This is a genomic window from Nostoc sp. ChiSLP03a (assembly GCF_034531215.2).
Taxonomy (GTDB): domain Bacteria; phylum Cyanobacteriota; class Cyanobacteriia; order Cyanobacteriales; family Nostocaceae; genus Nostoc.
Genome location: NZ_JAVRBQ020000133.1, coordinates 1 through 24,915 on the forward strand (window position 1 = coordinate 1; position 24,915 = coordinate 24,915).

The following is a 24,915-nucleotide window of genomic DNA, read 5'->3' on the forward strand; positions in this document are numbered from 1 at the left end:
CAATAGGTCATCAGTGATAGCATAAATTGTAATTATTTCGTTTAACATTACCCCTCCTAATTTTTCCTCTGGAGGGGATTTTATTGCTTATGCAATGCCACCTGAACACCTGCAAGCATAACTAGCAACTTGGGTTAGTAAAATCAATGTACCCTTGCTACATTCCGTAAAAAGTCAAGGTAATTCATGGAGCGATCGCACCTGGAGAGGTTTGTTGTCTCCATAATTAATATAGAGACGTGTAACTAGAGGTTTTATGTCCCTAACACTTGAAGACTTGGAACAAATGCAGCAAAAGCATCCTGACTATCGCATGGAACTAGTCAAGGGTAATATTATTGTTATGAGTCCATCAGGATACGAATCAGATGAGGTCGCTGCTGAAATGGTAGCCCAGTTACGTAACTGGGTTAGACCGCGCAAACTGGGACGAACAGCAGCTTCTAGCGCTGGTTTCAGATTGCCTAATTCCGATTTGCGCGCACCTGACGCTTCATTTGTTTTAGCCGAACGCTTGCGTCGTAGTCCCAAGTCTTTTGCTCAATTGGCTCCCGATTTGACTGTAGAGGTGAAGTCCCCTAGCGATAATTTAGAGGATCTGAGAGCCAAAATTCAAGAATTTCTGAGTTTAGGAACTAAGGTAGGAATTTTGCTCAACCCAGATGAGCGGATTGTTGAAGTTTACAACTTTGGACAAGAGCCAATAATACTTCGTGATGGCGATATTTTAACAGTTCCCGAACTGCTGCCAGGATGGGAAGTACCAATCGCAGATTTGTGGCCTCTAGAGTTTGACTAGGATAGCGATAAAAGACCCTACAGACTTAAATCGCTTTCAGTACAGATGGCAAAATTTTGATTAGTGGCAATAAAGATAAAATTATCAATATTTGGCAACTACTATAGTGATTTAGTCTCTCATCAACTGAGGGACGGTAGAATATACCTAATTTTCGTAGCTTCAAAAGCCAAACTATGACGATGCATTCCACACTCCAACGTGCATTTACTAACCGCCGCGTTCTCAAAGTGATTAGCGGTTTAAATAACTTCGACGCCGCTAGCGTCGCTGCTACAGTCAAAGCTGCTGAATTAGGTGGTGCTACTTTTGTCGATATTGCTGCCGATCTCGCTTTAGTCCAACTAGCTAAAAGTTTGACAAATTTACCTATTTGTGTGTCGGCAGTAGAGCCAGATAAATTTGTGCAAGCAGTGGCAGCTGGTGCTGATTTAATTGAAATCGGTAATTTCGATTCTTTTTATGCTCAAGGACGGCGTTTTGAGGCTCCAGAAGTGCTAGCGCTGACTAAGCAAACTCGCGCTCTCCTCCCGGAAATTACCCTATCTGTAACCGTTCCTCACATCCTGGAACTAGATCGACAAGTACAGCTAGCAGAAGAACTGGTGAAAGCTGGAGCAGACATTATCCAAACCGAAGGCGGTACTAGCAGTAACCCAGTTCACCCCGGAACTCTAGGATTAATTGAAAAAGCTGCTCCCACCTTGGCAGCAGCTTTTGAGATTTCCCGTGTAGTTTCAGTGCCAGTATTGTGTGCTTCCGGCATTTCTAACGTTACCGCACCATTAGCGATCGCGGCTGGTGCTGCTGGTGTTGGTGTTGGTTCCGCCATCAACCAACTCAATAGCGAAGTCGCCATGATTGCCGCCGTGCGTGGCTTAGTAGAAGCCTTAGCAACTGCAAATGTAGTAAGGAGTTAAGAGTGATGAGTTAGGAGTGATGAGTAATGAGTTATGAATTATGAGTTATGAGTTATGAGTTATGAGTTATGAGTTGAAGAAACTTATTTATTCCAAACTCCTAACTTCTAACTTCTAACTCTAAACTCCTAACTTCTAACTCCTAACTCCTAACTCCTAACTTCTAACTTCTTTCAGCCCATAAATCACCTGATCTTGCTGCTGTTGTGTCAGTTCTGGGAACATAGGCAATGATATAACCTCATGACAAGCTTGCTCTGCTATTGGTAAGTCTCCAATTTGATAGCCCAGACTTTGATAAACTGGCTGCAAATGTAAAGGATAGGGGTAGTAAATCATTGAACTCACGCCCTGTTCTTGCAATTGACTACGCACCCAATCTCTGTATTTGGCACTGGAACCATTGCGCCCTTCGCCAGATATACGAATAGTGTATTGATTCCATACCCCAATACCCCCAGGTAATTCTTGGGGCGGGACAATCCCCGGAAGTTGACTGAGGAACTGATAGTAATAGTTGGCGATATCTCGGCGGCGATCGTTCCAAATATCCAAATAACGTAGCTTAATCTGCAAAATGGCTGCTTGGAGAGCATCTAATCGGCTATTTACACCGATTTCTTCGTGTAAATATCGAATTTTACTACCATGATCTCGTAGTATTCGCAGTTTAGTGGCGATCGCTGGATCGTTAGTCGTTATTGCTCCACCATCGCCGCAACCACCAAGATTTTTGGTAGGATAGAAACTAAAGCAACCAATATGTCCAATACTTCCGACTTTTTCACCGGCCCAAATCGCGCCTGTAGACTGAGCGCAATCTTCAATTATGGACAAATTGTGAGACTGAGCGATCGCCATTAATGATGTCATATCCACAGGTTGTCCAAAGAGGTGAACCGGGATAATTGCTTTGGTTTGGGGTGTAATCGCCGCTGCGACTTGCTCTACATCTAAATTAAACGTAGTCGCGTCAATATCAACAAAAACAGGCTTTGCACCGACGGCGCTAATCACTTCAGATGTTGCAATAAAGGTAAAAGGCGTTGTAATCACTTCATCGCCTGCACCAATGTCCAAAACTCGTAACGCTAAGTAGAGCGCATCAGTACCAGAATTACAAGCCACACATTCAGTAACAGTATTATAAGCGGCAAACTGTTGTTCAAAGCCTTCGACTAAGGGGCCGCCAATATAGCGACCAGAAGCCAAAACCTCTAAGACAGCGGCACTTACTTCTGCTTCAATGGTGGTGTATTGCTGCTTGATATCAAAGGCAGGGATGGGATTTACACTTTGGATCATGAGTTCTCATTTTATCGGAAGATACAAAGGATGCACTTCGACAGTCAATTTTTGCTGATTGAATTGTTAATCAAAAAGGAGCTACTAAAAGACTATCGCCCAAGATACGCATCTATTAGGGTTTTTACTTAAATTGTGGTGCAAGAAACCACCGCACATTTAATTTACAGATAGTAGGCATACTAGGTGTTTGCCTTGTTAAGGTCGTACCATTTTGAATTGATGAAAGTGATATATATCAACCAAGATCCAACACATCAGGTCAAAGTTCCTCTTGTGTGGGTTGCTTTGAGCAGAAAATACCAGGAGATAGAGAACCCATGCAGGATCTGATCGAGCTGGATTTCGTGGATTTAGCTATTGGTGTGGGATTGATGGCGATCGCCATTGGTTTATCTGCCTGGGAAAAATTAGGATTAGAGTTGAACCTAGCCCTTGCTACTGGAAGAACCATCTTACAACTTCTTGTATTGGGATACATTTTAGATTTCATCTTGGCTTTAGACAATCCTTGGGCAGTTTTGGCGCTATTGGCAATAATGCTGACAATTACGGCGATTGTCGCACGAAATCGCATTACTCCAAAAATTCCTTATCTGTTGCCTTTGGTGTGGGGTGCAATTTTAATTAGTACCACCGTGACAGTGTTTTACATCAACTTCTTAATCGTTCAACCAGAGAGATGGTACGAACCACAGTATATAATTCCCCTAGCAGGGATAGTTTTAGGTAATGCTACTAATGCAGCTGCGATCGCAGGCGATCGTCTGGTCAGCACCATTAATTCCAGCCATCTCGAAATAGAAACCCATTTAAGCTTAGGTGCAACTCCAGAGCAAGCAGTTAGCCAGTATCGCAAAGACGCCATCAAAGCCGGATTGATTCCTACTCTTAATCAAATGATACTCATAGGTATGGTCGCAATACCAGGAATTACCACCGGACAGTTATTAGCTGGTGTCAAACCTCTAGATGCTGTCTCCTACGAAATTTTGATTATGTTTATGGTTGCTTTTGCTAACTTGTTGACAACAGTTTTAGTCACGAAGGGGTTGTGTCGTCAATTTTTTAATTCTGCCGCGCAGTTGGTGAGATGAAGAGTGCTGAGTGATGAGTGCTGAGTGCTGAGTGCTAAGTGCTCAGTCAAGAGTAAGGAATTAATCTACTCCAAAATAAATATTTCATTTCCTTGTAGGGGCGCATAGCTAGCTGTGCGCCCCTACGAGTCTCTACACAATTGAAATATCAAGAGATTTTGGAAGCGCATCTATCCTATGAAGTATTTTATGCAAAGCATAAATAAATATTTATATGGTTATTTAAAAATCATGTAATTTAAGCATTCAAACCTGACGCTGTAAAGCTGAGAACTCAACGTTTTGCCGTCTATCGGAGGTAACACAACCAAAAGAAGAATGTCATAGTTAGCAGATGTACCTAAAGGTAGGGATGTCAAGGAGGTGAAATATTTATTAATATTATTAATAGATAGTAAATCTAAATTCAGCGTCAGGAATCGGAAAAAATTCCTAATGGCAGGTATTGAGCATCAATCACCGGATTGTTCACCAACGGACAGAAGATTATGAAAGATCAAAAACGATCGGACTCTAAAGAATTTGTCGGAAATCTCAAGAATGGGATTTGGCTATTTGGCCTGTCATCTTGGGTATTTGGCATTACCGATCGCAGCATTGCTTCATTTGCAGATGGCTATCTATCTGCTTTGGATTTGACGCAACTATTCACAGCAGCTACATTCTTTGTGGCGTGGCTATTTTTGAAACCGACATCCAGAGTTTAAGTTAACCAACTAATTAGTATCCAGTCACTCTTGACGTTACTCCGATTGAGATTTAGAAAGTTATCTATTTGATGCCATGAGGGGTGGGCGACAGAATGCATAAATTATTTTGCAGCGATCGCAATCAAGGTAATTCGTAAAATCTCCGAGTTACCCTGATTTCGAGTGATTACGGGAGAGAATCAGGATCGATACCAAGTTCGCGTAACCTCTGTGCCAACATTTGGGCACGTTCTTCTGGCGTTAGTAAACGTCGTTCTTGCTCGTTATACCAGTACAGCCACTCTCGCGTGATACCATGATATATTCCTCGTTCTATGCCAATTCCCAAACCTACTTCTGGTAGCCAAACAGGATTTCCTGACAGCAATTGATACTCGTTATTGACTAATTTATAGACCTCTAAGTGTTGCTTGCGGCGGCGAGTAGGATTATAAACAACATAGTACAAGACTTTAAGCTTTGCGTACTCGTTTTTTTTGGTAGTGTATTCTCCGCGATAAGTCTGAGATACTACTTCCAGTGCCAATATAGGAACTTTTTCTTCTTCCCAAATTGCATAACTTAGACGGAGGTTTTCATCAAAAAATCGCTCAACTCCCAGGCTTAGAAATCCATCTGGCACTATCGCTGGTAGATTGGGGTCATAGTAAACAGCCATATCAGCCCCGAAAAACCAGTCTATTCGATCTGCCCATGCCATTGCCAGTACGGCTTTAAGTAAACTAGGAATTAAGTCTTGTAGTTCATTATCCACAGGGGTATCGTCAGAGTCGGGCAGTTCCTCAGAGGAGGGCAAGCAAGCTAATGGATTGTACTCTAACATGATGGGTTCGGGGATTTTTTCACAATCCAGACTTCTTAAATTGTAGCTAGATTGTATCTTTTCCCTTGTGAAGTCAAAGTTATAGCTCTTTTGATTTTGGTGTATCTAAAAAATTTTTTCTAATTTTCCGGAACTGATTATAGTCACGTGGTAGTCTTTATCATCAGATTAGCGTTAGCGATTTATACTGAAACTTTATAACGAACCTCCGGGGAATATAACCCCATTACGGATTAAAAGCCCGGTCTTCATGGCCGGGCTTTTGCCAAGAAATAAAAGAATTGGGGTAACTCTGAAAAATCCCAGAATTACCCCAAATTTTTAAAGTTACGGATTGTTCTTAACTCCTAACTCTTGTAAAGACGCGATTCATCGCGTCTCTACTCCTAACTACTGATTAAATTAGGCAAACGCAGCGGTTGTCACATCGTTGTTCGACAGAATTTCTTGTAACTCTTCAGCGTCTACTGTTTCTTTATCAACCAGCATTTGCGCTAGCTGATCTAGAATGTGGCGATTGCCCACTAACACTTCTTTCGCGCGTGTATAGGCTACATCTACAAGTTTGCGAACTTCTTCATCAATAGCAGCAGCGGTTTCTTCAGAAAAATCACGCTCTGACATGATATCGCGTCCGAGGAACATGTTACCTTGTTGACGACCAAGAGCAACAGGGCCTAAGCGATCGCTCATCCCAAATCGGGTAATCATCTGACGAGCAACCCGTGCTACTTGTTGTAAGTCATTAGAAGCACCAGTGGTAACTTCTTCTTCACCAAAGATTAATTCTTCAGCAAGCCGACCACCCAAAGCCACAGCCATCTGATTTTCCAGATAAGCGCGGCTGTATAAACCTGTGTCCATCCGGTCTTCGCTGGGAGTAAACCAAGTTAAACCACCTGCACGACCGCGAGGAATGATGCTAATTTTTTGTACTGGGTCATAGTCTGGCATCAAAGCACCAACTAAAGCGTGACCAGCTTCGTGATATGCTACCAAGGTTTTGCGCTTTTCGCTCATTACTCGGTCTTTCTTCTCTGGCCCAGCTAATACGCGATCGATCGCGTCGTTGATTTCATCCATTGAAATTTCAGTCAAATTCCGGCGTGCTGCCAAAATTGCGGCTTCATTCAACAGATTGGATAAATCTGCGCCAGTAAATCCAGGGGTACGACGGGCGATTTTATCCAAATCCACATCTTTCGCCAAGGTTTTGCCACGGGCGTGTACCTTGAGAATTTCGCTACGTCCGGCATAGTCGGGACGGTCAACCACAACTTGACGGTCAAAGCGACCAGGACGCAACAGGGCTGCATCTAGAACATCAGGACGGTTGGTAGCGGCAATAATGATGATGCCAGTGTTGCCTTCAAAACCATCCATTTCTGTGAGCAACTGGTTGAGGGTTTGTTCCCGCTCATCGTTACCACCACCTAAACCTGCACCCCGTTGACGACCTACAGCGTCAATTTCATCGATGAAGACGATACAAGGAGCATTGGTCTTAGCTTGTTCAAATAAATCGCGGACGCGGGATGCACCCACACCGACGAACATTTCCACAAATTCTGAACCGGAGATTGAGAAGAAGGGTACACCTGCTTCACCAGCTACAGCACGAGCTAGGAGGGTTTTACCTGTACCAGGAGGGCCAACTAACAACACACCTTTAGGAATTTTTGCACCAACGGCGGTAAAGCGATCAGCGTTTTTCAAAAAGTCTACGACTTCGTTTAATTCCAACTTGGCTTGGTCAATACCAGCGACATCGCCAAATGTCACCTGAGTTTGTGGTTCCATTTGCACTCTGGCTTTAGATTTGCCAAAGTTCATCGCTTGGCTGCCTGGGCCACTTTGAGCGCGACGTAGCAAGAAGAATAAGCCAACCAAAAGCAATACAGGGAAAAATAAGCTGCTCAGTGCCTTAAACCAAAATCCTTCATCGGTTTGGGGCAAAACAGAAATATCAACGCCTTTAGAAGTCAGAGTATTAATCAAGTCTGGATCGTTGACTAAGGTAACAATCCGTTTCGCTGGGTCATATTTGGGTGTAACCAGTGCTGTAGAGCGGTCTGCACTCAAACTGACTTTTTCTACTCTGCCTTGCTGAACTTCTTGAATAAAGCGACTGTATCGCCATGTTTCTCTGCTTTGGGGTTGTTTGTCAAAAAATGCTGTTCCCAGCGCAATTACGACAATAAACAGCAGCGCGTACAGCCCTGCATTTCTCCATCTTTTATTCACTAAGGTCTATCCTCCGGTATTTTTCGCGCAATCGCCTAGCTTCTCTGCTCAAAAAGGTGATTATTAAGAATTATGTTAACTTATCTTAAGATATAACAAATTTGGCGTGGTTGTCATGCTAAAAAAAGCTCCCTTATTAGCTGAAAACTATGATGGTAGGGATTACATTGTAGCGACCCTGAAGGCAGATGAACTGTATGAATGGGAATAATTTCGACCACACTATTAGTGTAGGCGATCGCTTCAAATCTCTGGACTAGCTCGACGCTCCAAGTTTCTTCTCGCACTGGCTGCTGGTGGTTTTGTAGCCAGTTTACAAGTTGCGATCGCCCAATTCCTGGCAAAATTCCGGCTGTCAACGGTGGCGTGTACCAAGTGCGATCGCACCATCCCCAAAGGTTGCCTGTAGTGGTTTCTAGCCAATTTCCTTGAGCATCGACTAATATTGCTTCTTGAGCATCTGAGCTAGTTTTTGCCAACCAAGCACTCAAATAATTTCCAGTTTTATGAGAGGGGAGAGAGCGAGAAAATTCCGGACTCGCAACTGCACACGAAACACCAGTTTTTTGTTTTTCCGTCAAATTTTGTGGTAAGAATCTCCCAATTATCCATTCCCGTCCATCGGGAAAGAGGGTGATTCTGAGAACGGGAAAGTGTGACAGAAGAATTTGAGCGCCTTGACGCAGACGGTTCCAATCGGGTTGCTGCCAGCCAAAAGTTTGTAGTGAGAAGAGTAAGCGATCGCAATGTGCTTGCCAATTAGTTAAATTACTATCTAGGGAGTTCTCATAAACCCGCAGTGTTGTAAAAACAGTTGCCCCATAAAGTAAACCCGGATCGTTAATGTTTAATTCTAGGGTTTGAGAGTGAATTAATTTGCCGTCATACCAAAAAATATTTGTCACAACCAAAGTGCTTGTTGCTACAACTCCATTGAAAAGTGATGACTTGTAATATTCATACGCTGCATGAGATAAAACCTGTGGGCTGCAAATCGCTGAACACCAGAATCTAGACTCAGGTGTTTACACTCATGATTTCTGGCATATTCAATTAGCCACTGAAATAATTGTTGACCATAGCTATGCGAGCGTTTCAACTCATCAACAACTAAATCATCAATGTATAAAAATTTTCCCAATGCTAAACAATTAGAAATACGAAATCCAGCGATCACTACAGCTTGCTTTTCTACCTCCAAGAATGCAAGTTGATATCCTTCTTTCATTTGATATCGAACTTTTTCTACAAAATTATCCTGCTCAAGGTGCGGGCGCAACTGAGAAATAACAGGAAAACACCCTAATATTTGAAAGTCAGATTCTGCCAATTGTATTGACATCAGTATTCCCCTACTCAATCCTACATGAGAAACTTGTAACTTATTGAGTGAATCTAATCCTCGATTAGACTTGCAATAATTTAATCTTTAGGGGGAAATATAATTTTATTAGTCCCTTCAGGAGTTGTAATTATTTTTCCTCCCAAAGCTTCGATTTCCCTAATTGCGCGTTTTTGAGTTTTCTCATCAGCATGATTATTTAAAACCATTGACCATGTAGAAATTTGAGCATATTTACTGTTAGGATTTCGACTCAGAAATTCCGCAGTCCTTTGGGAAGTATTAGCTATAAGTTGACTCTCTGGATCTGAAAATTTACTTGCCCAGTTTGCCGCCGTTGCAAAAGACTGTCGCGCAGCTTTAGCGTTGCCTAAAAATAATAACTCATCAACTCCTTTATAACGCCATATATAATAAGACTTTTTGGGAACTGAGGGAGATATTGATTTTAAGCCTTTCTCTGATATTGCGATCGCACGTTCTGGCATACCAGCATATAATGAAGTACTGATCGAAAGACTGTGATAGGCTGCTAAAAATCGCGGGTCACGTTCTAGAATAACTTCAAAATATTCTGGACTTAAACTGTAACCTGTTTTATCCCGAATTTCATCATCTCCAAAATATTGAAGAAAGTTGAGATACACCAAATCCGCGATGAAGTTATCATAACCAAAACTAGGCGTTTTTTTGAGAAAATTCAAACGGATATTTTCAGATTTTATTTCTTTTTGTAGAGTTTCTATAGAGGTAGATTGTTTTCTATTTATTAGTTTTTGCAATTGGGGGAATTGAATCAAGCCAACTCCTAAAATACACATAGAAATTACAAAAGGTGTAGCAAAATCTTGACGAGATAACAACATATTTTCCTTGGCTTTGCGATCGCAGTCATATCATTGTATACATAGTGCTATAAGAAAAGTCAGGCCTACTCGTGCGTCTAAGCTTTGCTTGGTAAGATAAAAAAGTTGACTTAAATAAACTAATTTTATTATGTAGTGCTTATTAATACTTTAAATTTATCTTTGCTCTAAAATATATTTACGTATTCTTTGTATAAAAGCAATATTGAATTTATACTGATTTGAAGTAAACGCCCAAAAGCTAATTAAATAATTATTTCAGAATCACGCTACTTAGGACAATGAGGAAACCCTACGGTAGTGCTAGATTCGCTGCAACGCAGTTCTTCCAAAATTTAAAATGATATTATTCTTTTTCTAAGATAAATTTGGCTCTAGGAAATCATAATTTTTTTAGTAAAAATTTCTTAAATATTAAGTTGTTTTGACTTTAATTACTTTTTTTTAGTAAAAGCCTGAAAACTTTTGACATCACCTATAGTTGTATCTTGTTTATATTTACATCTGTCTGTAACCTCTAAAACATCATGGTGAATAATACTTTTAATGAAAACACAGAAACTAATGGTCAAGCCATAGAAAATTGGGAAAGCAATAGTCAAGACAGCAAACCAAGTAGTGAATTTAAAATCAAAGTTAAGAAGCTGAATAATAAGGGAGAAGAATTCAATATTGATGAAATTATTGATGCTATTCAAACAGCAATAGTTGAAGTTATCGAGCTAGAAATTACCACTTGGGTTCCAGAATCATCTACTCACTTAGAAGAATTACAAGGGCAGCAAATTGCTCAAACAGGTAATCGAATACGCACTACAATCAATCTAATTGATGGTGATATAACTAATGAAGTTGGTAGTCAATTTGTTGGTAACGGTTCGTATACAGAACTTCGCGAATTTCATCTAACTCAAATCAAAGAAAGTCGAGAGATTATGCAAAAAAATATAGAAAGTTTGCAAAAGTTATATGAATTTTTTATAGAAATTATGAAATCTCGTAAAACTTCACAACAATCGCTATCTCGCCCACAGTAATTATTAATGTTAATTAACAGTTAGTCAATCTAAAATACCTACAGAATAGGAATTTATCCAAACCTGTAGGTTAATTTGCTTTAAATAAATCAAGGAAATTATGACTATGCCTAACAAAATTCAAGAACAAGCCAAAGATTTGCTTGAGAAAGTAGTCTCATCTGTACATGAATTAGTTGATGATATTACAGCTTTAGAAATAAATACAATGGTTGTGGAGCAAATTACTGGCGCAAAGTTTAATGCTTGGCAAGCCTATGAAGAGATTTATTCAATAAATGACAAAGACTACTTTGATGTCAAAGGAATTCCAAATCCAGACGATTTACCAGAACCAGAAAAAACTCAAGCTCAAGAATTACGCAAGCGTTATACAAGTCTATTTTCGCAACTTGAAAGAGAATATTTTTACATTCTCCTGGAAAAAAGCAATGATAGTAGTGAGCCAGATCCCCGAATAATTCAATATCAAGAGCGTCTTAAATATCAAGTGGAACATAAAGCGAATATTCTTCCAACTGACGAGGTATACATAAAGTTAGCTCGACCAATATTGCCTGCTCCCACTCCTGTTGCAGAGCGAGAAGAAAATAGTCTAAAAAGTTTACAGCAAAGGTGGAAAGAGATTGAAGAACTTTTAAACAATGATAAATTTATTCGTACTTTGCGGAAAATGTCTGAACTAAAAGCGGCACTTAATAGTGGCAATATTACCAGCGTAGATATTGATATTATTTATGCTCAAACTGTTATGCAATTAGATGGAGATATTATTAGTCGTTATCATAAAAAGCTATTTCAATTATCTGAAGGAGATAGAGATTTAATTCTAAAAATACATAATGAAGGGGTAGTTGCTGGAGAAAAACAGTGGCGTGGAACGCTAGATTTTCTGATTGGTATTATACAAAATATCGCAAAATTATCCCGACAATGAACGCCGAACAAACACACACAGATAATGAAGTTGATGTTCAACTCTCTTTCTTTGTACAAATACCTCAAGGCACTTCTATTGAACTTAAAATTAAGGTTGAACCAGGACAGTATACTTTTTATCTAAATAAGACTGTTTTAAAACAAATTGCAAAAGCGCGAGAAATAGGCTGCTCTTTATACATTCCTCCAAAGTTACTAGCTTATCTTTGGTACTACAATTGTTTTAGCGATAAGATTTGCTTTAATAAGAACGCTACACTATACACTAAATTAGTAGTTACTAAAAACAACTTAAAAATATTTGACAATACTTTTATCGTAAATTTTATCAAATTATTTTGGAGTAAATCATTACAAAATAAATCAATATTACAGTATGGACTTACTTTTAATTCTTATTATAGAGAAAATACATCAGCTTTATATTTTTGGAAAGAACAAGATATTATTTTACAAAGCAATATCTTATTTTATGGCGACATAATTCACAAAATTAGAAGTGATTTTATCCAAAATCCTCAGTGTTTAAATATTGTTTATGTGCATTATTGGCTTATTGAGCAAATACTAAGCTGTCTTCGGACTCAATTAAATCTGCTAGTTTGGGAGATAGCTTCTCTCTTTCCTGCTGGTTTTCTAGTTTACAATCTCCATCCAGCAAATTGGATGCTAGTAATATTTGCTTGGTTAGGGTTAACTATATTATTTGCTACTACTCGCTATATAGTTGTTAATCAATTTCAAAGTCGTACTTCCATAAACTCTAAATTTATAAATAGCTTGATATGGACGCTGATTTGTTTCATCCCTAGTGTTGTTGTTGCTAGTACTAGCTTTCGTAACCTTACTGCCTTATTTTTACCGCTTTTTTCACTGATCGCCCCAAAACTTGTAGAGTACATTTTAAGCTTTACATGGGGGCGAGTTGTTAGATTGATTATGCGTCCTTTATTAAGAAATTTAAATTAAATAAAATCCTTTTAACTTTCTTTTTTTCACTATCGCTAGAGTAAAATCCAAAATCCTTACTCAGAATTCGCCTGAATTTGGATCAAAAACGCTTATACCGTACCAAGGCGTTACACCAGAAAGTTCTCGAAGCTGAAACAGAGTTATTAGAAAATCTTTTACTGAAACTCAAAAGAACCCAAGACCCTAAAACTTGGTGGGAGCAAGATTTACCATTTAGATTAAGACGTGAGCTTTTCAGGTTGAGCCGACAATTAGAAAATGATATTTTAAAAGCTTTGGCTCTAGATTTTGAGTGGCTACAAAATGAAGTATTGAAACAGTTCTCAACTCGGATAAATACAAAAGATATTGATACTTCAGAGATAGTTAAAATCGATTTAGATTTACAAGCCATGTCCCTGGTTGATATTTGGAGCTATGGCTAGTGGTGGACTCATTCAGGGATTGTTAACTGCAAAGTCTACAAATAACAAGATTAAAGAGGACGCTGCTAAACGATTTGCAGCTTCAATTCGTGATTCAGCAGACTAACGAGGTCATAAAATAGCCGATGCAGTAGTAATAAAGCTAACTGAAATTCAAAAGTCGATAGACGAGAGTTTTGGTCAAGAAATTCAAAAGTTTCGAGAACAGGTTGATTCAATTATAGAAGAAAAACAACAAGGACAATCTGACGTTGACGCAACAATTAGGGAGTTACAATTACTTAACAGAGAATTAGATGCTATTGACCAAGAATTAGATACTTTTGTAGCGCGGCTTGCTATTACAGATTCTTAAGAGTTTCCTTTCAAAGAAAGTTATAGTAGAATTCAGAATTGGCTACGCCCCGGTGCGCTACAAGAATTAAAATAATCTCTCTGTCTAGCTTTAAGACCTAAATACTGTACTTCACTAACTTTAAATCTACTGCAATTTAGCCAACTTCTAAAAGGGGTTGGCTTTTTGATGATTTTTACTTTGTCAATATTTGCCAACAATGCCCGGCGATCGCCCAATCTTCTTGAGTATGAATAACCAATATCCGTACTGCTGAATCGGATGTAGCAATATCCTCATCTACAGGCTGCTGTTGATTTTTCTCAAGGTCTATTTTCAATCCGATAAATCCAAAGGCTTCACAGGCGGCTTGGCGAATTTCCGCAGAGTGTTCGCCTACACCTGCTGTGAATACTAAAGCATCTAATCCTCCCAAACTAGCAAGCATTGCACCGATACCAGAACGCAAGCGATGCACGTAGATATCCCACGCCAGTTGAGCGCGAGAATTACCTTGAGACATCGCTTCTCTCACTTCACGCAGATCGCTAGATACACCGGAAATTCCCTTTAACCCAGAAGCTTTATTTAATAACTCATCCAACTTTTCTACAGAGTAATTGCAGTAGCGCAATAGGTAAATCAGAATTCCTGGATCGACTGAACCAGAACGACTACCCATCATTAATCCGTCTAAGGGTGTGAATCCCATAGTGGTATCAATACTGCGACCGTTTTTTATCGCTGCTAAAGAGCATCCATTTCCCAGATGGCAAATAATTAACCGCTCAGATGCAACATCTCGACCGAAAATTTGGACAGCACGTTGAGAACAGTATTGGTGACTGATACCATGAAACCCATAGCGGCGAATACCTTGCTCTACCCACTGATAGGGGCCTGGATAAATTGCTGCTGCATCGGGTAAAGTGGCGTGAAATCCGGTATCAAAGACTGCTACTTGAGTGACATTTTTTAGGATGTTTTCAATTGCTTCTATGCCTTGCACAGCGGCTGGATTATGTTCGGGAGCAAGATTAGACAGATCGGCGATCGCTTTTTTGACATCCTCCGTAATTACTACACTATCTCGATAATCTTCTCCACCGTGTACGATCCGATGCCCCACCACATCGATTTCTGACAAGCGATCGATTACCTTGGTGGCATCACGATCAAGTGTATTGAGCATATAGGTGAGGTGCGCCTGTGGGGAATCACCAGAGATTGATTTTTGTAGCGTTCCACCCGTAGCAGTTTTCACCTCAATTTCTGCCACACCCCGATCTTGAGTCCAGTTGATTTTTCCTTCCCAAAGGGGTTGGGGTGCTTGGGTGGGCAGAGTTTCACCTGCAATTTCGTACAAACAACTCTTTTGGCTGCTCGATCCGGCATTTAGCACCAATATTTTCATAATGACAACACAAAAAGACGATCTCTTTTGATCGTGTCACTAATTCTAGCTTCATGCTTAGTACAGTTTTGCGTAAAAGCGTAGCATTAACAAGGCGACCATGGCATTAACAATACAAGCCGATGCATTGGCATTGCACGGTATTGCCTTTCATGAATTCTTTCTATTAAGCGATTTTTCTCAGCAAAAATTTAGGAGTCAGAAAAAATGCCGAATTCTGACTTCTGACTCCTGAATTCTTTTTACTTATTTAAACTCTTCGAGTTGATCCACACGTAACCAAATATTAGGTGTTGGCACTTTCCCAAACTTAATCAGGGCGTAATCACCTTTAATATCGACAATTTCGCCCTTGCTTTCAAACAAATATGAAGGAAAGCGAGCATCACTGGCTTTAGCCTCCAGACTGTTTTCTAGTTTCTCGCGCACAGCGCGAACCATATCTCCTTTTTTGACTGCCATTAGTTCCTCTCTCAAATTTGTAACGTCTTTCACCTGCATTTTAAAAGAGTTTCGAGTTAGAACTCCTAACTCTTGTAAAGACCCGATTAATCGCGTCTCATGACTCCCCGTAACGTTTGACACTGGGAGCAAAAATGACTAGATCGCCCAGCTAACCTGATCCGTTGAATTGATGTACCACAAACTCGACAGGGTTCTCCAGCGCGGTTATAAACCCAGGCTACACCACCATAATTGCCGTTAGTACCTTTAACATTTAAGAAGTTACTAAATGTCGTACCACCAGCCTCAATGCTGGTTTCTAACACCTGAATTATCGCTGTTCGCAAACGTTCAATTTGCTTTGGCTGCAAATCTATACACAAGGTTTCAGGTAAAATTCCACTCTTAAATAATGCTTCATCAGCATAGATGTTACCTAATCCCGCCACTACGGATTGATCTAGTAGCGCAGTCTTAATCGGACGGCGGCGGTTTTGGAGTTTGTTTGCTAGATATTCAACAGTAAATTCTGATGAAAATGGATCTGCTGCCAGTTTTGCCAAACCAGTGATAATACTTTCTACAGCAACACCAGGCGGAACCCACCATATTTTACCGAAGGTTCGCTGGTCAACAAAGCGTAATTCTTGCCGATCCCTAAAGAATAATCTAACCCGTGTGTGCTTGTGTAATGGTTCATCTCTATCCAGCCATAATAGTTGACCAGTCATTCGCAGATGAACTCCTAGCCAGCCAGAAGACGAGGAGAGTTCGGCAAGGAGATATTTACCGCGACGATGCCAAGTAGCAATCGCATTATTTTTAATTCCATTAACAAACTCACCAACAGAAAACGGGTAGGCGATGGTGCGATCGAGCAACACATCTCCACCCGTGATTTCTTGGTTGAGGGTCAATTGATTTAGACCTCTTCGGACTGTTTCAACTTCAGGCAGTTCGGGCATTCAAGCTGAGTTAAGCAAGCAATTGTGATTTATTTGAGGGTTCGAGGAAGAAGAGATGGGGTAGTAACTTACATAGCCGTAGATGGCTCGTATTACTACCCAAAAGAAACCGTAAATACCCGCAGGGCGGCTCTCATAGATTAGGGTAGGCTAGGACAAAGAATGAATGAACTGAAATTTTCAGACTTCATACTTCAGACTTTTAGACTACCCTTCATCATCGCATCAAACAACTTCCCTTGTAGCTTTGCAGCTATTTTTTCGGTGCTTTAGCCTTTGGTGCTTCAACCTCGACTAATTCATCCTGGGCAAAGTTGTTGGTATTGATACCAGAGTAATTGACCTTTTCAAAGCGGACAATTACAGGGTATTTGATGCCGCTTTGGTCGATGGAAGCCACAGTTCCTAGATCCTGAAACCAGTAGGATTCAGGACGGAGAATACGTACTTTAGAACCACGTTGAACCATGATTATTTTCCCTTTTAGTTATCAATCGCCAATCTAGAGGGCTAATTGATTTCACTCTACAACCTCAAGGTCGCAGCAAGAGTCTTTGTTAAGTTATTTGTCTGAATTGGGGAGTAGGTATTGGGCGTTAGGAGTGCTGAGTTAGGAGTTAAGAGTTAAGAGTTAGGAGTTAGGAGTTTTGTTTATCTCCTTGTCCCCTCATCTCCCTCATCTCCCTTAACACATCCAAAATTGCAAAAGGTATTAAACCCCACTTGACAATGTAGACGTTATAGTATACCTTCATTCGCAAATAGCTATTTTGTAAAAGCTTATGTTTTAGTTAAGACAAACACATTTCCCTCATTACCTCTGCCGATCCGTAGGTCGTTATCTATATAAGTGATATCTAACCAGCCTTGCTGTTTGTCACTATTTATGGCAACATCAATTCCGGGAAATTTTCTACCTGCTTCAATTTGTTGGATAAAAGTTACCGGAGAATTGTATTCTATTAAACGTTGTAAGCCGATAATAGAACGCTCAAATTTCACTTGAACGCGCCGACCTGAAACTGGCTCAAATTTAGCAGCAACGCTGACTAAACCTTCTAAATAAGGTAAGCCATAAATCTCAGCTATGTTGTAAACACTGGTTGTCTCTATCCGAATACACTGATAGATTTGACCTAGTTTGCACAAAGGTAAACGATCTAAGTTTAAAAGAGCCTTGCTATTGGTGTATAGTAATCGCCAATTGCCATCTAGCAAATTACTAGCTTCCACCGGACGGGGTGTAGGATTAAAGTCTTCTAAAGTAGCGATCGCAGCTAAGATAGCCTGTTTCTGTTCTTCGGTCGCCACTAGACCGCGATTAGTAAGTGCGATCGCATCCATAAGAGCCGCTTTTGCCATCATCGCCTGTCACCTCAAAAATCACTCACTTTCCATCAGCATAAACAAGATATTAATGACATATATGTACAGCCAAAAAAATTACTAAGAATCGCTTGACTTAAGCCTTATGCTTATTAAATAAAAAAATTTCTATCTGAATGCGGATTTATCAACTAAAGGGTTGAAAAGATAACTAAATTAATCCGTGTCAAGTGATAGACTCTAAATGTCAACTTACGTAAACCTTTTCTTGTCCTCACTCGATATGTTGAACTCTCCATTACGTGAAGAACCCCGTAACCAGCGAGCCGATGTCATCCCCCTAAAGCCTGAATCTTCTTTGTTGGACTGGTTACAAAACAACGGTCGCATCATCGCGCGTGACCTTCACGAACCGGATTTTCAAGCTGACGAAGAAGGAATAGACTCCTTAATGGGTGTAGAAGATGGAATTGGCTACGACCTCGATGATGATGAAGATGATGATATAGGAATCGCTGAGAATTAGCCTTTTCAGGTTAGGGACTTGGTAGTATCCCTAGTTAATGGTATTCAATTTTATAAGTGTGGAGTGAAGGGAAACTTCTGTGGACGCTAAATTATCTCCTGAGCAAGGATTAAACATTTCTGGAATCGCTCTAGCCTCTTTATTAGCCGTAGGGTTAGGTACAACAGCATTTTTCTTGGATTCGATGGCCAATCGGCTACCTTGGCAAAGTATGTCGTTAACCCTGCCATTACTGTTGTGTGCGTTGGGTTCAGGTGTGGTGGGCTATTGGGTAATACCTTTACTTCAAGCACTTAAAACTGGACAAATAATTCGTGAAGATGGACCTCAAGCTCATCTCAAAAAGGCAGGCACTCCCACAATGGGCGGTATATTTTTTATACCTGTATCTGTGCTGCTTGCCTGTATATTGTCTAACTTTTCTAAAGACGTGCTTGCAGTTTCGGCTTTGACAATCAGCTATGGATTGATTGGCTGGCTCGACGATTGGCAAATTCTGCGCCGGAAATCAAATAAAGGTATATCTCCACAAACAAAACTGGCTTTGCAGGTGAGTTTTGCGGCTATGTTTTGTCTATGGCTGATGTTTAATCAACCTTCTAATATTACAAATATTGCTTTACCTTGGGTAAGCTTCACACTACCATTAGGATTTCTATTTTGGCCATTAGCAGGTTTCGTACTAGTTGCAGAAAGTAATGCGACTAATTTAACAGATGGTATTGATGGCTTGGCAGCAGGAACAGTAGCGATCGCACTTTTGGCATTAGGTGCTTTAGTCGCACCAACAGCACCAGTATTGATGGTTTTCTGTGCTGCTTTAAGTGGCGGGTGTTTAGGTTTCTTAGCCCATAATCGCAACCCAGCCCGCGTTTTCATGGGAGATACTGGTTCCCTGGCATTGGGAGGAGCTTTAGCTGCTGTAGCACTATTAACAAACACCTTAGTAGGTCTGTTTATTCTCAGTGGTATCTTCTTTGTAGAAACCCTTTCGGTGATGGCACAGGTAAGTTATTACAAAGCCACGAAAGGCCCCGATGGCAAAGGCAAACGCCTCTTCAAAATGGCACCTTTACACCATCATTTAGAACTTACTGGCTGGTCAGAATTACAAGTGGTTGGAGTGTTTTATATAATCGCTGCTATATTAGCTACTATTTGTTTAGCGATCGCTCCATTCTAAATCTTTTAAAAACTGCTTGAATATAAAAAACAACTCCCTGAAGATATGGGAGTTGTTTTTTTATAGAGTATAGCAAGGGACTGGGGACTGGTGACTGGGGATTGGGTGAAAAGTCTTATTGTGTCTAAGTTTTATCATCTGTTAATGTCCTAACCACCAAGGCTTGTGCTATAAATTTATAAGTTTCTGATTTCTATGCCAACACAAGCGCAAAGGATAGTCATAGAGTCAATCTAAAATCTAAAATCTAAAATTGTTTGACTGTTTGCGGTATTCTAAATTATTTATTCTTCAATTATAGGTATTTATATATTCTCTAACTCGATTCTTCCCTGTTCGCTTTGCCTCAAGCATCGCTTGATTTGCCCGATTTAGAAAATCTTTAACCGTAATCCCTGGTTCTGATACAGCTATTCCAAAAGAAGCGGTGATGCTTTCGAGGAGCCGATCGCCGTCCTTCAATTGCATTCGTTCAATATCTACCCTTAATTGTTCTACTCGCTTTCTGAGCGTTTCCAGTGTCATATTAGGCATGACAATCACAAACTCTTCACCACCCCATCTGCAAGCAATGTCAAAAGAGCGAATAGATTTTAACAGTAACTTTGCTAATCCCTGGAGAACAATGTTGGCAGTCACATGTCCGTAGCGCGAATTGTAAGATTTGAAGTTATCGATATCAAGAAAAATAATACTAAGAGGTTGTCCCGATCGTTCCGCTTCAGCTAGCCTTTGTTCCGTTATGGTTTCCATATAGCTTTGATTGAATAGTTGGGTCATCCCATCCCGCAAGTTTTCATAGGTTAGACGTTGTTTGATCGATAGATTATTCAGTGCAATGCCTAATGTTCTAGCAATAATCTCAGAAGTTTGTCGATTTTCTGGACTGATTTCTTCAAGCGCATCGAGGTGTAAACTCCCAACTACTTCGCTTTGTGCAAACAATGGAATGCACAAATGTGCGCCACTAACAGGCTGTATTAAGTGACTGCACATTAGTCCTGAATTGCGAGGCGATAAAAGATTTAATTTTCCTCTCCGCAAAGCCCAACAATCGGATAGTGAAAATATTTCTTTACTCCTTCTTTGACCTCCCCAAAAACTATTCATTTGAACATAATTTTTAGAATTAGCAATTATATAAATAGAACCACTCATATTCGGAAATAGCTTGGAACACGTTAAAGCAACTACTTGATACACCTCATCTTCAGACTCGCAGGAATAAAGCATCTCCGCCATATCTGAGAGATATATAAGTTCTCGTTTTTTTGCTTCCAATTCCAGTGTTTCTTCTTCTAGCTGCCGATTTAAATCAGTTAGCGATCGCTGTGCTTCTATGGATTCTGTAATATCAATACTGATCCCACCGATACGATAAGCGCCCGTTGCGTAATCGCTAAACGGAAACTTAAATGATAGCCAGTAGCACGGCTGATTGTTATCAGATACTTTTACCTTTTCAATTAGCTTCAAAGGACGTAGAGTTTTTAAAACAACTCGATCGTTCTCCATAACCTGCCGCCCCTCTTCTGGATCTGGCAAGAATTCACTATCAGTTTTCCCCAACCATTCTTGTGAATCTACCGAAAATCTAGACTGTATTTCCTGGTTGTAGTAAAGCACTCTAGATTTCTCATCTTTGATATATGCTGCAAATGGCCCTTGATCTAGGAATAGTCGTTGCATCTGCTGGCTACGTTGCAGTTCGCGGGTATCTTCTTGATATCTGGCGATCGCCTCTAGAATTTGATAAGCCGTTGGCATCAGGTAGAATAAGGCAGACAAGGAAACAAACGCCATTAAGTCGAGTACGCCTGAGTGCAGCAGGGAAACTGCTATATGTGGCTCAAAGATCGCCAGAAGGTGATGAAATCCGCAAAATAGTACGAATCCACCTGATAAGAAAAAGGCTAGCCAAAACTTAGGAGGGATAGTTGCCTTCGTTTTGGCAAAGAAAACCCCTATTACTATGGGGATACCAAAGTATGAAAATGCAGTAATGCTATGAGCAATTATGCAATTCCAGTAAATAGGTTCCATACTGACCTGATATTAAAATTTCATCCGTTTCACTATAATTCTGGTTAGTCTCAAGGTGTAAGTGGATAAAGGATGATTTCAGTGCTTCATACCTAAATTTTATGGTGGCTTTCTAAAAAGTTGCTCATTTCAACCCTTACAAACTTGACTTACCAAGTGAGTGAGTTCGGGTAAAATCAGTTTTTCCATCGCCAGTCGCACAGCATTACTGGAACCAGGAAGCGAGAAAATTAATTTATCTTGATAAACACCAGCAACAGCACGAGAAGCGATCGCCCGCGAACCAATTTCTTGATAACTTAAAAAACGAAATAACTCACCAAATCCCGGCAAAGTTTTCTCTAGTAACTTCTCAATAGCATCATAGGTGGTATCTCTTGGTGCAATACCTGTACCACCATTAAAAATTACAGCATCCAAATTTGCGCTTTTGCCCAGATTTTCTATCTGCCCTTGAATTTGTGTTGGTTCATCTTTGATAATCGTGTAGGCTCCTACAGCATGGTTAGCACTAAGGAGTAACTGCTGAATTAGCTGGCCACTTTTGTCTGTTTCCAAAGTGCGTGTATCGCTGACAGTAACCACAGCACAAGTTACTATAACTCCAGGCAAATCTGGATGGGGTTGTGGCATTATATGTCACTCATGAACTTTTAATAATGGATAATTGGGCATGGTAAATGGCGCATTCATTGAACATGACAATTACCGATGCCCTATGCCCTAAGCCCTATGACTCATTTTTACTCAGTCCCAGATCGTTTTCTTCAGCATACCGCTCCATGAAGCGCATAAAGCGATCCCATTCTTGGGCAGATTTCATTATGTAAAGTGCTTCTAATTCTTCCGGTTTCCCGTTAATAAATTTAGCTTTAACTTCACGGGTAATTATCTCGCCTTCTTCGTCAATCAAGTACATTCCGGTAATATCTTCGGTAGTACCTTGATCTAAAATTTTCGGATTCGTAAAAATAAAGGTCGCTGTACCACTATCCCCAGTACGCGATCGCGTTAAGCGCACATCTGGAATTACCTCTTCGTCAAGACCTCTAGAAAACTGGATTTTCGCCATGATGAATGAATTTAAACTTTGGTGATGGTTAATTTAATATTCTCTCATCAATTAGAACACCACGGTCTAGAAGCTACTGTGATTCAGTTTTTGGTGTATATACTTAAATTGCTTCTTTTTCAAGTAACAAAGTTACGGGGCCATCGTTTTCAATGATAACTTGCATCATTGCACCAAATTTACCAGTTTCTACCTGCAACCCGCTAGCTCTTAACTTGGTAATAAAACGATTATACAAATCTTCTGCCGATTGGGGAGCGGCTGAACGGTCAAAAGAAGGACGGCGACCTTTGCGACAGTCACCATAAAGGGTAAACTGACTGACTACTAGCAAATCGCCACCAATTTCTTGTATAGATTTTTGCCATCGTTCGTCTCCTCCTTCGTCAGGAAAAAGCCGCAATTCTAAGCATTTACGAACCATCCAGTCGATTTCAGCATCAGTATCGGTATTGGCTATACCTACGAGCAAATTTAGCCCCCGCCCAATTTTACTGACAATTTCATCATTCACTGTAACTTGAGATGATTTGACTCGCTGGATAACAACGCGCATTTTAATCAGAACATTTATCAACGTTTTGATTTTAGAGTAATATATACAGCAGTGAATAGGGAATAAGGTTTAAAGCCTCTTGGTATATGACTTTTTAATGAAATTTTGTACCTCATTTACCTGAAATCTGCTGTAAAAACAACGAGTGTCTACCACCCGATAAAAATTCTTAATGTTCGATAAAACTTGTGAGTTTCTTGCTGAAACTTTCTGTATTCAAAAAGCGATCGCTATTCTCTCATTTTGCTTAAAATTGATGGCAAAGCCATTGAGAATGCATTCCCAGGTGGAACCTGGGAACGAGTAGTAATTCCTGTACAGACGCGATTAATCGCGTCTCTCCTAACTTTTATTTGCCAAAGCCTTTACCGCGAGAGGTTGAAGGTAGACAAATGCATTTTTCGAGTTGAGAAATTAAAGCCTCACGATCCAAATTTTGACCAATCAGTACTAGTTGGTTTTTCAGTTGACCTTTCCATTCATCATCATCCAAGGTGAAGCGTTTACCGCAAAGGTGGAAAATATGACGCTTCGGGCTTTCATCAAACCACATAATCCCCTTGGCTCGGAAGATATTTGAGGGTAGCTGGTTATCTAAGAAATACTGAAACTTCCTAATAGAAAAAGGCTTGTCACTTTGGAAAGAGATGGAAGTAAAACCATCATTTTCTAAATGGTCAGAATGATGGTGATGATCGTGATGGTCATGGTCGTGGTCGTGATGATCGTGACCGCATGTTGAGTGGTCATGGTCATGGTCATGGTCCTGATGATCGTGATGGTCGTGTTTATCCTCCACTGTGTCAAAATATTTATCTGACTCAAACAGACCAACACTCAAAATTAAAGGAAGTGGCACTTGCGATCGCGTCGCGCGGATAATTCTTGCTCCTTCCTTGACTTCGTTAATTTTTCTTTCTAACTGATTCAAAGTGGCTTCATCAACCAAATCTGCCTTGTTCAGCACAATTACATCACCATAAGCAATTTGGCTGTATGCTGCCTCAGAGTTAAATAAATCTAGGCTGTAATTAGCCGCGTCTACCACAGTAATAATCGAATCCAAGCGGGTTAAATCCCGCAATTCTGTGCCCAGAAATGTTAAAGCTACTGGTAGCGGATCTGCCAATCCAGTTGTTTCCACTACTAGATAATCTAGATTTTCTTGGCGTTCTAAAACTTTGTAAACTGCATCTACTAAATCATTATTAATAGTGCAGCAGATACAACCATTATTTAGCTCCACCATGTTCTCACCAGTGGAAACAATTAGCTCGTTGTCGATGCCAATTTCGCCAAATTCATTCACTAGAACAGCGGTTTTTAAACCCTGTTGGTTGTTGAGGATATGATTAAGTAAAGTCGTCTTGCCACTACCGAGGAAACCCGTAATAATTGTTACTGGCATTCCTTGTTTGGGCGTATCCATTGCCGAAGATTCGGGTGTAACTGCTGATTGCATAGCGCTGTTATCAAATAGTCAAAAAATAGTAATGTAGCGCAGATAGTCCAGAAAACACTAGCATAGGGATGCTGGACTGTCATCCCAGCTGCCTTACCCTATTATTACGTA

Annotated in this window: 26 protein-coding genes; 10 read left to right on the forward strand and 16 right to left on the reverse strand. The window is 40.2% G+C overall.

The annotated features are described in order from the left end of the window. The first annotated feature begins 256 nt into the window (after positions 1 to 256). Positions 257 to 799 carry a Uma2 family endonuclease gene (locus tag RMY32_RS21705; protein ID WP_322711484.1) on the forward strand — a complete coding sequence of 181 codons (543 nt, stop codon included), beginning with the start codon at positions 257 to 259 and terminating at the stop codon, positions 797 to 799. Between the two features lie 176 nt (positions 800 to 975). After that, the gene (locus RMY32_RS21710; RefSeq protein WP_322711485.1) at positions 976 to 1,719 is read left to right on the forward strand and encodes a DUF561 domain-containing protein; all 744 of its coding nucleotides are present in this window, start codon (positions 976 to 978) and stop codon (positions 1,717 to 1,719) included. A 156-nt stretch (positions 1,720 to 1,875) separates the two neighbouring features. On the opposite strand, the gene RMY32_RS21715 is transcribed toward RMY32_RS21710, so the two are convergent. Continuing rightward, positions 1,876 to 3,024: a DegT/DnrJ/EryC1/StrS family aminotransferase gene (locus RMY32_RS21715; protein WP_322711486.1), complete on the reverse strand. Its 1,149-nt coding sequence runs from the start codon at positions 3,022 to 3,024 to the stop codon at positions 1,876 to 1,878. A 320-nt stretch (positions 3,025 to 3,344) separates the two neighbouring features. Between RMY32_RS21715 and RMY32_RS21720 the strand changes: the two genes are divergently transcribed. Next, positions 3,345 to 4,121, forward strand: a complete 777-nt coding sequence (locus RMY32_RS21720) for an ABC transporter permease (protein ID WP_322711487.1) — start codon at positions 3,345 to 3,347, stop codon at positions 4,119 to 4,121. A gap of 488 nt (positions 4,122 to 4,609) precedes the next feature. Next, on the forward strand, positions 4,610 to 4,828 hold the full coding sequence (locus RMY32_RS21725) for a hypothetical protein (protein ID WP_094350008.1): 219 nt from the start codon (positions 4,610 to 4,612) through the stop codon (positions 4,826 to 4,828). A gap of 169 nt (positions 4,829 to 4,997) precedes the next feature. On the opposite strand, the gene RMY32_RS21730 is transcribed toward RMY32_RS21725, so the two are convergent. The 5 genes from RMY32_RS21730 to RMY32_RS21750 all read right to left on the reverse strand — a co-directional run bounded on the left by RMY32_RS21730 (position 4,998) and on the right by RMY32_RS21750 (position 10,106). Then, positions 4,998 to 5,654 carry a Uma2 family endonuclease gene (locus RMY32_RS21730; RefSeq protein ID WP_322711488.1) on the reverse strand — a complete coding sequence of 219 codons (657 nt, stop codon included), beginning with the start codon at positions 5,652 to 5,654 and terminating at the stop codon, positions 4,998 to 5,000. A 402-nt stretch (positions 5,655 to 6,056) separates the two neighbouring features. Further along, on the reverse strand, positions 6,057 to 7,898 hold the full coding sequence (gene ftsH3, locus RMY32_RS21735) for an ATP-dependent zinc metalloprotease FtsH3 (protein WP_322700383.1): 1,842 nt from the start codon (positions 7,896 to 7,898) through the stop codon (positions 6,057 to 6,059). Between the two features lie 113 nt (positions 7,899 to 8,011). After that, on the reverse strand, positions 8,012 to 8,794 hold the full coding sequence (locus RMY32_RS21740) for an aminotransferase class IV (protein WP_322711573.1): 783 nt from the start codon (positions 8,792 to 8,794) through the stop codon (positions 8,012 to 8,014). Between the two features lie 26 nt (positions 8,795 to 8,820). Next, positions 8,821 to 9,240, reverse strand: a complete 420-nt coding sequence (locus tag RMY32_RS21745) for a GNAT family N-acetyltransferase (RefSeq protein WP_322711489.1) — start codon at positions 9,238 to 9,240, stop codon at positions 8,821 to 8,823. Positions 9,241 to 9,320: 80 nt separating this feature from the next. Next, entirely contained in the window at positions 9,321 to 10,106 is a 786-nt protein-coding gene (locus RMY32_RS21750) for a hypothetical protein (RefSeq protein ID WP_322711490.1), read from the reverse strand. A 527-nt stretch (positions 10,107 to 10,633) separates the two neighbouring features. On the opposite strand from RMY32_RS21750, the gene RMY32_RS21755 reads away from it, so the two are divergent. The 4 genes from RMY32_RS21755 to RMY32_RS21770 all read left to right on the forward strand — a co-directional run bounded on the left by RMY32_RS21755 (position 10,634) and on the right by RMY32_RS21770 (position 13,479). Continuing rightward, positions 10,634 to 11,143 carry a hypothetical protein gene (locus RMY32_RS21755; RefSeq protein ID WP_322711491.1) on the forward strand — a complete coding sequence of 170 codons (510 nt, stop codon included), beginning with the start codon at positions 10,634 to 10,636 and terminating at the stop codon, positions 11,141 to 11,143. A 106-nt stretch (positions 11,144 to 11,249) separates the two neighbouring features. Beyond that, positions 11,250 to 12,080, forward strand: coding sequence for a hypothetical protein (locus RMY32_RS21760; RefSeq protein ID WP_322711492.1), 831 nt, complete (start codon positions 11,250 to 11,252; stop codon positions 12,078 to 12,080). Then, positions 12,077 to 13,051, forward strand: coding sequence for a hypothetical protein (locus RMY32_RS21765; protein WP_322711493.1), 975 nt, complete (start codon positions 12,077 to 12,079; stop codon positions 13,049 to 13,051). Before RMY32_RS21760 ends, RMY32_RS21765 begins: the two co-directional genes overlap by 4 nt. Before the next feature lie 77 nt (positions 13,052 to 13,128). Further along, on the forward strand, positions 13,129 to 13,479 hold the full coding sequence (locus RMY32_RS21770; protein WP_322711494.1) for a hypothetical protein: 351 nt from the start codon (positions 13,129 to 13,131) through the stop codon (positions 13,477 to 13,479). Positions 13,480 to 14,009: 530 nt separating this feature from the next. Here the strand turns inward: RMY32_RS21770 and RMY32_RS21775 are convergent. From RMY32_RS21775 to RMY32_RS21795, 5 genes are all read right to left on the reverse strand, one after another. Continuing rightward, positions 14,010 to 15,227 carry an acetate kinase gene (locus RMY32_RS21775; protein WP_322711495.1) on the reverse strand — a complete coding sequence of 406 codons (1,218 nt, stop codon included), beginning with the start codon at positions 15,225 to 15,227 and terminating at the stop codon, positions 14,010 to 14,012. A 246-nt stretch (positions 15,228 to 15,473) separates the two neighbouring features. Further along, a complete protein-coding gene (locus tag RMY32_RS21780) occupies positions 15,474 to 15,689 on the reverse strand; it encodes an NAD(P)H-quinone oxidoreductase subunit O (protein ID WP_322663474.1) in 216 nt (71 codons plus the stop codon). Positions 15,690 to 15,775: 86 nt separating this feature from the next. Further along, positions 15,776 to 16,636, reverse strand: a complete 861-nt coding sequence (locus tag RMY32_RS21785) for a DNA-formamidopyrimidine glycosylase (protein ID WP_322711497.1) — start codon at positions 16,634 to 16,636, stop codon at positions 15,776 to 15,778. Positions 16,637 to 16,889: 253 nt separating this feature from the next. Beyond that, complete coding sequence (locus RMY32_RS21790; RefSeq protein ID WP_094349537.1) at positions 16,890 to 17,105, reverse strand: photosystem I reaction center subunit IV; 216 nt, start codon at positions 17,103 to 17,105, stop codon at positions 16,890 to 16,892. A 311-nt stretch (positions 17,106 to 17,416) separates the two neighbouring features. Continuing rightward, entirely contained in the window at positions 17,417 to 18,001 is a 585-nt protein-coding gene (locus tag RMY32_RS21795) for a PAP/fibrillin family protein (RefSeq protein WP_322711498.1), read from the reverse strand. Between the two features lie 244 nt (positions 18,002 to 18,245). On the opposite strand from RMY32_RS21795, the gene RMY32_RS21800 reads away from it, so the two are divergent. Together RMY32_RS21800 and mraY are read left to right on the forward strand one after the other, a co-directional pair. Beyond that, positions 18,246 to 18,488: a DUF3134 domain-containing protein gene (locus tag RMY32_RS21800; protein ID WP_322711499.1), complete on the forward strand. Its 243-nt coding sequence runs from the start codon at positions 18,246 to 18,248 to the stop codon at positions 18,486 to 18,488. Positions 18,489 to 18,567: 79 nt separating this feature from the next. Next, a complete protein-coding gene (gene mraY / locus RMY32_RS21805; RefSeq protein ID WP_322711500.1) occupies positions 18,568 to 19,671 on the forward strand; it encodes a phospho-N-acetylmuramoyl-pentapeptide-transferase in 1,104 nt (367 codons plus the stop codon). A gap of 291 nt (positions 19,672 to 19,962) precedes the next feature. Here the strand turns inward: mraY and RMY32_RS21810 are convergent, their stop codons facing one another. The 5 genes from RMY32_RS21810 to RMY32_RS21830 all read right to left on the reverse strand — a co-directional run bounded on the left by RMY32_RS21810 (position 19,963) and on the right by RMY32_RS21830 (position 24,804). Continuing rightward, positions 19,963 to 21,714, reverse strand: coding sequence for a GGDEF domain-containing protein (locus RMY32_RS21810; protein WP_322711501.1), 1,752 nt, complete (start codon positions 21,712 to 21,714; stop codon positions 19,963 to 19,965). Positions 21,715 to 21,843: 129 nt separating this feature from the next. Continuing rightward, complete coding sequence (locus RMY32_RS21815) at positions 21,844 to 22,347, reverse strand: molybdenum cofactor biosynthesis protein B (protein ID WP_409883685.1); 504 nt, start codon at positions 22,345 to 22,347, stop codon at positions 21,844 to 21,846. Positions 22,348 to 22,444: 97 nt separating this feature from the next. Beyond that, positions 22,445 to 22,786 (reverse strand): photosystem II reaction center protein Psb28, encoded by a 342-nt coding sequence (psb28, locus tag RMY32_RS21820; RefSeq protein ID WP_322711502.1) that lies wholly within the window; start codon positions 22,784 to 22,786, stop codon positions 22,445 to 22,447. A gap of 103 nt (positions 22,787 to 22,889) precedes the next feature. Further along, the gene (gene dtd / locus RMY32_RS21825) at positions 22,890 to 23,342 is read right to left on the reverse strand and encodes a D-aminoacyl-tRNA deacylase (RefSeq protein ID WP_322711503.1); all 453 of its coding nucleotides are present in this window, start codon (positions 23,340 to 23,342) and stop codon (positions 22,890 to 22,892) included. A 349-nt stretch (positions 23,343 to 23,691) separates the two neighbouring features. After that, positions 23,692 to 24,804 carry a GTP-binding protein gene (locus tag RMY32_RS21830; RefSeq protein ID WP_322711504.1) on the reverse strand — a complete coding sequence of 371 codons (1,113 nt, stop codon included), beginning with the start codon at positions 24,802 to 24,804 and terminating at the stop codon, positions 23,692 to 23,694. Positions 24,805 to 24,915 lie beyond the last annotated feature (111 nt).